General features: G+C 63.4%; 5 protein-coding genes and 1 pseudogene. 1 reads left to right on the forward strand and 5 read right to left on the reverse strand.

The genetic code is table 11. The features are described from left to right. Positions 1 to 303: 303 nt before the first annotated feature. Genes X946_RS03785 through X946_RS03800 form a run of 4 tightly spaced genes read right to left on the reverse strand, consistent with a single transcriptional unit; the run spans position 304 to position 5,901 of the window. The gene (locus X946_RS03785) at positions 304 to 1,416 is read right to left on the reverse strand and encodes a Rieske 2Fe-2S domain-containing protein (protein WP_038744309.1); all 1,113 of its coding nucleotides are present in this window, start codon (positions 1,414 to 1,416) and stop codon (positions 304 to 306) included. Positions 1,417 to 1,440: 24 nt separating this feature from the next. Continuing rightward, positions 1,441 to 3,141, reverse strand: coding sequence for an NAD(P)/FAD-dependent oxidoreductase (locus X946_RS03790; RefSeq protein ID WP_038744311.1), 1,701 nt, complete (start codon positions 3,139 to 3,141; stop codon positions 1,441 to 1,443). A gap of 58 nt (positions 3,142 to 3,199) precedes the next feature. Then, positions 3,200 to 4,285 (reverse strand): monodechloroaminopyrrolnitrin synthase PrnB family protein, encoded by a 1,086-nt coding sequence (locus X946_RS03795; RefSeq protein WP_038744314.1) that lies wholly within the window; start codon positions 4,283 to 4,285, stop codon positions 3,200 to 3,202. Then, entirely contained in the window at positions 4,285 to 5,901 is a 1,617-nt protein-coding gene (locus tag X946_RS03800; protein WP_038744317.1) for a tryptophan halogenase family protein, read from the reverse strand. The genes X946_RS03795 and X946_RS03800 overlap by 1 nt, the downstream gene beginning before the upstream one ends. A gap of 878 nt (positions 5,902 to 6,779) precedes the next feature. Between X946_RS03800 and X946_RS03805 the strand changes: the two are divergent. Further along, positions 6,780 to 7,073: pseudogene (locus tag X946_RS03805) on the forward strand (IS5/IS1182 family transposase); the annotation flags it as partial. Here X946_RS03805 and X946_RS36020 read toward each other — a convergent pair. Beyond that, positions 7,054 to 7,361 (reverse strand): hypothetical protein (locus X946_RS36020; RefSeq protein ID WP_152611620.1); only part of this gene is annotated, 308 nt, incomplete at its 5' end. The pseudogene X946_RS03805 and the gene X946_RS36020 overlap by 20 nt on opposite strands.

A 7,361-nucleotide genomic window follows, 5' to 3' on the forward strand; every position in this document is an offset into this window, starting at 1 on the left:
AGACCGCGTATCGCGGCATCAAGCGAGTCGACCAGCACTTCAAGCTGACGATGCTGGCGAGCAACCTGACTCGAATGGCTCGAATACTGGCAGCGGTGCTCAAGGGGCAATGCGATGAGCCGCCCAAGCGCAGCCGTTGCGCGGCAACGCGCCGGCCGGCCCGCTCGCAAGCGGGGCATCCGGCACGATCCATCGGCAACTCAGCGGCCAATCGCATACGAAACCCTTTTAAACAGTGCTCCGATCGTCAAAACAAGGCGCTTTTCAACAGCCTGCTAGAGCCGCCGACTCACGCATCGCCGCTCACTCGCGGCGGCCCGGTCGAGCGGTCGCCTCGGCGACGCGGTCGACCCAGCCCCGGTAGAACGCGCGGTACTTGAGCACGAGCTTGTCGTACTTGCTGTACGCGCCGCCGCCGTCCGGCTTCATCCCGTTCCAGATTTTGACGTCGTACCCCGCGGCCTGTCTGGTCTGCAACCCGAACAGCACGAAGTCGGTCGCGCGGCGCAGGACGCCGCCCACCTTCTTGATCGAAATGAGCATGTGCATGACGTTTTTGCCGTCGCTCACCGGCGTCACACACTGGAGCAGCTTGTATTTGACGTCTCCGTCCAGCGCGACGGTCATGACGCACCCGCCGGGGTAGCCGTCGAAGTGCAGGTTCATCTGCGACATGTTCAGGCCGAACGCGCGCGACAGCATGCCGAGGGGCCCGAAGTAGCGGTTCACGGTGAAGTCAATCCCGGCACCGAACCACGCGCCCGCCCGGGCCAGCGACTCGACCTCCGGCCACTGGCGCCAATCGTCGAAGATCTTGAGCTCGAAGGCCGAGATCGGGAGCGCGTGCACGGGGGTCGCGTGCTGCGCGTCGTAAAAGTTCTCGACGATCCGCAAGACCGCAGTCGTCGTCTCGAACGCGATGTGCAGGTGCATGAAGTCGCCGTTGTCGACGTCGGCCGCGGCGATTTCAGGCAGCGGATGCAGCGGCTGCGGGGAGCCGTACCAGACCCACACATAGCCGTATCGCTCAGCGGTGACCAACGTCGGCTGGCGCGCGCCGCGCGGGACGGGCTCCAGCTGGCGCACCGCCTGGCTGTGGCCGGGGATGTGAACGCACTGGCCGTGCTCGTCGTACCGCCAGTGGTGAAACGGGCACTGGATGCACCCGTCCTTGACCCGCCCGTCGGCCAGGTTCGCGCCGAGGTGCGAGCAGTGGCGGTCCATCACCACGGCCCGCCCGGTCGCGCCGCGCCACGCCACGCACGGACGGCCGAAGAGCGTCAACTCCGTCGGCTTGTCCTTGAGGTCGTCCGAGCGCATCGCGACGTACCAGCTCGCGGCCACGCGCGTGGTCGCGTCGTACGCCCCCGGGGCATGCTCCTTGGTGCCCGCTTGATCCAATTGAACGTCGTTCATCGTTTTCGTGTCGTTGTCGGCCGACTACTTCAGCGCGAGGCCGATGCGGGTCGTGATGTACGCCCTGAGCAGCGCGAACATCGGGTTGTAGTCGAAGTACTTTTTCACCTCTGCCGGCGCGCTGGTTTGCGTCCAGTGCAGCAGCTTCATCGCCGGCAGTAGGCTGTACTTCGAGTTGTTGAGCTGCGGCTTGGCCCCGGTGATGCAGTACCCGAAGCCGAACATCGGCCTGGCGAAGTCTCGTTCGTCGATGAGGGCGTGAATCCGTGCCGCGGCCTCCTCGGCCGGTTTGCGCCCGGCGCTCACGGCCTCGACCTCGGCTTTGGCGTCGTTGAACAACTGGTAGTACCCCTCCATGTCCGCGCACAGGTACCCGAGGTACGGGGGGTTGTTGTCGAGGTGATCGAGGTCGCCCTCGTCGCGCGATGCGCGGAACCTCGCGTGGGCTTGCACGATCCGGAACTGCCCGAGGATCGTGCCGACCGCCCACAGCCTGTGAAACGCGTCCCACAGGCGGAAGTCCGAGAACGCCGTGTAGCAGCAGCTGACGAAGTCGTCGTTGTGGTCCAAAAGCTTCTGCTGCAGGCGCTCGATGTACTCGAAGCGCTCGGGGGAGAAGTCGTCGTCGCGCAGCGCCTTGATGAGGCGCGCCGCGAGCGCGTGGATGGTCACCGCGGTGTTCTCGAGCCCCCGGGAGAAGAGCGGGTCAATGAACCCGTTCGCGTGCAGCATCAGGCAGTAGCGGTCGCCGACGCAGGCGCTCGACGAGAATTGCAGGCGGTCGGTCTTGACCCAGTCGCGCACCGGCACGGCGTCCCGGAACTGCGCCCCGATGCTCGGGAACCGCGCGAGGAACTCGTCGAATTCCTGCTGCGCGGAGATGTCCGTTTTCGGGTAGATACGCGGGTCGAGCTGCAGGCCGACGCTCACCAGGTTGTTGGTCGACCGCGGGTGGTTGTTGAACGGAATCACCCAGAGCCAGCCGCCCGCGAACATGTGGTGCAAGGTCCCCTCGTGCCAGCGCCAGCGCTGCCCCTTGACCTTGAAGATGTCATCGAACGGCTTGACCCCGAGCATGTGCGTGTAGAGGCTGCGCGAGTGCGTCTTGAAGCGACACGGCTCTTCACGGAGCTTGAACTTGGTCGCGAGCGGCGCGCGGGGGCCTCCGCAGTCGATCATGTACCGGCCGGTGAACCGTTCGCCCTGGGCGGTGGTCACCGCGACGCCGTCCTTGTCGGCGTGGTATTCGGTCACGTTCGTCTTCTGGCGGACCGTGCAGCCGTATTTGATGGCGGCCTGCAACAGGTAGGCGTCAACGTCTTGCCGGTAATAATGGCTCTCCGGACCCCACGGCAGCTCGGGAATCACGCACTGCGTGAATTCCTTCGGGTCGTGCTCCTGGCCGGGCTTGTGGAACACGAAGCCGAAGTTGCGCTTGATGCCCGTGCTCGACGCGACGTAACGCTGCGTCGAGTAGAACGACGTGATGCGGTCGAGCTCCGGAATGCCGTAGCGATCGGCGATGATGCGGTTCATGAGAGACGTCTCGGGGATCGACGATTCGCCGATCGTGAACCGCGGGTGCGACGACTCCTCGATGATCAGCACGCGAAACTGTTGGTTGGCCAGGATGGCCCCCATCTGGGTGCCGGACATGCCCGAGCCGAGGATGATCACGTCGAAGTGGCTGTTGTCGCGCCCGTTCGCGGGGCTCTTCTGAGTCATGGGGGCACACTCTCCTTGTGAGATGGAACACATGGCCGCACGCGTCAAGCGTCAGGTGTCAGGGCTCGTCGAGCGCGGCGCGAAGGCGGGACCGCGCGGCACGCGTGAGCGTGAGTAGATCGCCGAGCATGCTGGGCGCGTACCCCCCGCTGCCGATCGTGGGGCCGCTTCGCCCGACTTCGTACGCCCGCTCCGCCAATTTGAGGTGAGGCGCCCGGAAGCGCAGCAGGACCTCGAAGACCCGGTCGAGGGCAGCCAGCCCGGCGCCGACGTGCTCGCCCCGCGCGCCGGCCGCTTGCGCCTCGCCGAGCGCGCGGTCGACGAGCGCTGGCCCCCCGGCGAACCGGGCGTAGACCGCCCTGAACGCGGGAAGCACGTAGGGCAGGTACGTCTCTTTGAATTCTCGATAACCTTGGTGGTCCGATTGCGAACCCCACAGCACGTGCTCCAGCACGAAGAGGGGCATTTCCACGGCACCGGGGCCGAGGTAGCTCTGGCCCCCGACTCGAATCGGTTCGTAGAAGGGGCGGAGCTCGTCGTAGAAGACCTGCACCGAGATAAAGCGGTAAGCGTAAACGATCGATTCGACCATTTTCTGAAGGTAGGCCGCTAGCTCGTCGCACCCTTGCGCGAACGCGGGCGACCGCAGGGGCACGTCGTAGAGCTCGACGGTCATCTCGATGGCCGCCTCGAGGGCCGCCATCGAGATGCGCACGCTCTCGAGCAGATGCGCTTCGTCGCGCAGCCCGGTGTAGCTCCGCTGCGCGTCGGCCGCCGTGGGGTTCCAGACTGTCACATGCAGGAGCGTCTCGCGCGGCGGCAGGTCGGTCGCGCGCGCCAAGTCGAGCAGCACCGGCTCGAGCCCGGGCACCACGTCCGCGGGCTCGTGTCCGTGCCGCTTGAGCGACCCCAGGAAAAACCCGATGTCCCGCATCGCGGCGGCGGCCTCGACAAAGCCCCAGCCGGAGGGCACGCCACGCGCCGGGAGGAACTCGCGCAACAGGCCAACGATGCCGGGCACGTCCCTTTTACGGTTCAGGCCCGGCAGCTGCAGAACGAGCGAGCGCGCCTGCAGCGAATCGCAGGCCGCCACCGCAGCGTGCGTGGCCGCGAATGCGCATACCCGGTCCAGGGTGCGCTCCACTACAGGATTTCCGGCGCCGCGAGCGTCGGCCCGGGCTGGCTGCGAGACAGCCCCGCGTCGCCCTCACGCAGCGACCGCAGGTAGTCGTAGTTCGTCGGCAGGCTCGTCCGCAGACGCCCGGCCTCGCGCCGGATGCGGGCGAACATCGCCTCGGCCTTATCGATCGACTCCGGTCGGTGCCGCAAGAGCGGCAGCGACCGGTCGGGCAGCATGCCCAAGCCGGCAAAGATGCAGTAGTAGTTTCCGTTCAACCAGAAGTTCTTGAATTCGTAGTCGAACGTTTCGTAGTACGTGGAATCGTCGAACGACGTGGTGGTCAGCGGCAGCCCCGCCTTGTAGCGCTGAACCTTCTCCTTGATGGCGTCCGAGAGCCGCAGGTCGTGCCGGTTCGCGAGCCAGAACGGCGTGTCGTCGCGCGACGTGGTGAAATAGTGCGCCTGGACGAAATCCCGGCAGTCGTCGAACATGTGGACGATCTCGGCGTTGAATGCGTCGGCCAACCGCGGGTCGAACGAGGTATCGGGAAAGTGCTTCACGAGCTGGTAAAGCGCCGCGTAGATGAAGTAGATTCCCGTCGATTCCAGGGGCTCCAGAAAGCACGACGACAGCCCGATCGCGACGCAGTTGTTGACCCACGCCCGCCCGTTGCGCCCGACCCGGAACTTGATCTGGTTGAGCGGTTGCTTGTCCGAGAGGCCCCAGAGGTTGAGGAAATCGGCGGTGGCCTGGTCGCGCGAGGTGAACTTGCTCGAGAAGACGTAGCCGCTGCCGAACCGGCCCAGCATCGGAATCTTCCAGGTCCACCCCGAATTCATGGCGATCGCGGAGGTGTACGGCTCGACCCCCACGCGCGCATCGGCGTTGGGCACGGCGCTGGCGACCGCGCTGTCGCACAGCAGGTAGTCGGACATGTCGATGAAGGGCTCCTTCAGGGCCTGGTTGATCAGGAGCCCCCGCATGCCGGAGCAGTCGATGAACAGGTCCGCCTCCAGCGTCCGCCCCTCCTTGGTGGACAGGCTGGAGATGTAGCCGCGGTCGTTCAGGCGAACCTCCACGACCTCGTCGACCATCTGTTTCACCCCGCGTTCGATCGCCCAGCGCTTCAGGAAGTCGGCCACCAGGTGCGCGTCGAAGTGCCACGCGTGGGACATCTGGCGGGTGCCGTCGGGCAGGCACGGCGCCAGCTTGTCGTCGAGCGCCCCGGGCTGCGGGTAGCAGGCGTACTCCATCGGCTGCTGGAAGCCCTGTTCGCGCTTGCGCAGCCAGTAGTGGGTAAGCGGCACGCCGTCACAGTTCGGCACGCTGCCGAACAAATGGTAGAAGTGATCGCCGCGCGAGCGGTCGGGAGACTTCCTCCAGTTCACGAACTTGATGGCGGCCTTGAACGCGCCGTTCACCTGGGGCATCCACTCCCGCTCAGGTATCCCGAGGAAGTCGAAGAACACCTTCTGCAAACTCGGGATGGTCGCCTCGCCCACGCCGATCCGGGGGATCGCCGCAGACTCGATGAGCGTAATGTTCGCCTGCTGTTGGAGCGCCCGGACGAGGTACGAGGCGGCCATCCAGCCCGCGGTGCCGCCGCCCACGATGACGATATGCTTGATCGGGTTGCTCATGACACTCTTCTCATGGGATTTAAAACCTGAATGGATAGTGCCGCCTTATCGAGCTGAACTCGCAACTCGTCCGATAACGCGTCATAACGTGTCTGGCTCATCACGACAAATGACACCGGGAAGGCATAGTGAATCGCAGCGAAGTTCGGCAACGCTCCGTGAAAAGACCTTCCAACCGCCCCATCGCCTGACGACAGCACACCGTCCAGCGCACCGGTCCGCAGCGGCGGACGGACTGGCCCCCCCGACAAGGCTGCCTTGCGGGCGCCAGCCACCTCTCCAGGGCCATGGAGGACGTCCCTCCACGCAATATCCGGGCATCCTTGGCTGCATCCCCGGAGTTTGATCTGAGGCTGTTCCCCTCTCGGTTCAAATAGAAGCGAAATCGAACAATGCGAGGCGCTCATCGCATCGGCGGCGCACCGCGTAAGGGATGCCGCATCAACAGATTGACTTGCCGATGCGGCAATCTCCATTAGCGCATCGAGATGCTCGGACAACGTCAGCTTCCCGAGGCTTGCCGTACCATGCACGTAACCTCTCCGATACACCATAGCAGTGTTCACGATGGCACACCTCGCAAAATTTCATATCAACCTCAATTCATCCAGAGAAATACTTAATCCTTAAAAATATCGACGAATTTTTTCCAAAAACTATTTTATTTTTCAAAAAAATAAATTCACTTTTTCATTTATAGCGTGCGTGCCGATGAATTTATTGAATAAAAATGCGAAATGAATATCTTAATTCACAATAAAGAAATAATGTCGACACCATTTTCGAAACAAATATGTCAATCTTTGCTCATTTAGGTGGTCTTGACCTGCTCCCTGCGTTTAGCAGGGTGTTATGAACTTTGCCGCTGATAAGACAGCCAGAGCGTGGCGCTTGCGTACGTGGATCAGGGCTATACAGGCGAAGCGGCTCGTCAGGCAGCACAAAGCCACGGCATTGAGTTGGAGGTGCTCAACCACACCGAGGCCAAGCGCGGTTTCGTGTTGCTGCCCAGACGCTGGGTGGTCGAGCGCAGCTTCTCATGGGCTGCGCGCTTTCGACGCCTCGCGCGCGACGGTAAACGCTTGCCTCACACGCTGGCCGGATTCCATTTCCTCGCCTTCACCTGTCTAATGCTGCCCAAAATCATCGACTTCATTCATCTAGGTTCATAACAGGCTCTTCTATGAGGGCGTTGAAAAGCGCCTTGTTTTGACGATCGGGGCACTGTTTAAAAGGGTTTCGTATGCGATTGGCCGCTGAGTTGCCGATGGATCGTGCCGGATGCCTCGCTTGCGAGCGGGCCGGCCGGCGCGTTGCCGCGCAACGGCTGCGCTTGGGCGGCTCATCGCATTGCCCCTTGGGCACCGCTGCCAGTATTCGAGCCATTCGAGTCAGGTTGCTCGCCAGCATCGTCAGCTTGAAGTGCTGGTCGACTCGCTTGATGCCGCGATACGCGGTCT

This window comes from Burkholderia sp. ABCPW 111, assembly GCF_000773065.1.
Lineage (GTDB): Bacteria > Pseudomonadota > Gammaproteobacteria > Burkholderiales > Burkholderiaceae > Burkholderia > Burkholderia savannae.

Excerpts from the sequence above, each read along its gene's own strand:
- X946_RS03785 (WP_038744309.1), bottom strand. The coding sequence starts at position 1,416 with ATGAACGACGTTCAATTGGATCAAGCGGGCACCAAGGAGCATGCCCCG.
- X946_RS03790 (WP_038744311.1), bottom strand. The coding sequence starts at position 3,141 with ATGACTCAGAAGAGCCCCGCGAACGGGCGCGACAACAGCCACTTCGAC.
- X946_RS03800 (WP_038744317.1), bottom strand. The coding sequence starts at position 5,901 with ATGAGCAACCCGATCAAGCATATCGTCATCGTGGGCGGCGGCACCGCG.